Source organism: Candidatus Accumulibacter vicinus, assembly GCF_000584955.1.
GTDB classification, from domain to species: domain Bacteria; phylum Pseudomonadota; class Gammaproteobacteria; order Burkholderiales; family Rhodocyclaceae; genus Accumulibacter; species Accumulibacter vicinus.
In genome coordinates, this window is the sequence record NZ_JDSS02000028.1 from 1,576 (window position 1) to 2,789 (window position 1,214).

Annotated in this window: 1 pseudogene; it reads right to left on the minus strand. The window is 71.5% G+C overall.

The features are described from left to right. Positions 1–1,214, minus strand: a pseudogene (locus CAPSK01_RS13555) (hypothetical protein); the annotation flags it as partial.

Here is a 1,214-nt window from a genome sequence, read left to right on the forward strand (position 1 = left end):
CTCCGCGGCGGGTCTTCCTCGGCGAACTCGAGCGGCAGCCTGTCTCTGCTGCCCTGGCCGGCAGCATCGAGCAGGTGCCACAGCGCGTTGCGCGCCTGCCGCTTCCAGTAGGGCGGCAGTTCGCCGATCAGGCGGCGACGCAGCCAGTCGGGCATCGCGCCGAGCCGGAACCAGGGCAGACGCACCAGGGCGGGCAGGATGCGCGCCAGGCGCTCGCCGTCGAGCAGGCGGGAACCGAGGGCGAGGGTGACCTCCCAGCGCATCGCCGGGTAGATCGCGCAGGTGGCAAGCCAGAAATGGCCCATCGGGCCGAGATAGCGCCGCAGCTCACCGCACAGTGCTTCCTCGGTATCGGCAGACGGCGGTGTCTCGTCGAGCCAGCGCACCGGGTTGCGCACCAGGCGCTCGGGATAGCTCCAGGGCCAGCCGCCGTTGCCGGCAGGTGGCGATTCGTCCCCCAGCGCAAACGCCAGCAGCCCGGCGGGGGTGGCTGGCAGGACGGCGAATCCAGCCTTCTCCAGCGCGAGTTCGCGATAGGCGCCGGGATTCGGCAATCCGGGAACGAAGATCGCCCTCTTCGGCCAGGGCGCGAAGCTGTCGAGCCAGTCGACGACCTTGCCGGACAGCGGGTCGAACAGGCCATCGGCGTCGCTGAAGACGAGCAGCGCATGCTCGGGATAGAGGCCCGCGAGGTCGGCCGGCGCGACGAAACGCGCCTCGCCGGTGGACTTCCGGCAAAGGCGCGGGTCGCCGTTGAAGTCCCAGCAGTCGAGGTAGACGCCGTCCCGGCGCAGGCGCGCAAGCAGTTGGTCGAGCAGTAGCGCCTGCTGGTCGCGGCCGCTGCGGCGGTCGACCAGGACGAGGTATTCCGGCGCCGTGCGCCGCCGGCCATGGACCGGCGTGAAACGGCCGCGCTGGTTGACGGTCGCCTCGACCGTCGCGGCGACATCGAGCCGGCGGCTGAGCACGCTGCGGTGGCGGCGCAGTTCGCGCAGGGCGTCGCGCAGTTCGCGACCGGCAAAGAGGCGTGGCGCGTCGCTGGCCCACAGCCGGTGCAGGCGATAACGCTTCTCCGCAGTGTCGGCGGGGAAGCGCCGCAGGACGGCGCGGCGCGCATTGCCGCGCCGATGGACCGACCATAGCCACCACCAGAGCGCGGCGATGGCGAGCAGCACCTTATGCAAACCCTCCATGGCTTCCGCCAGCGCCCCCTG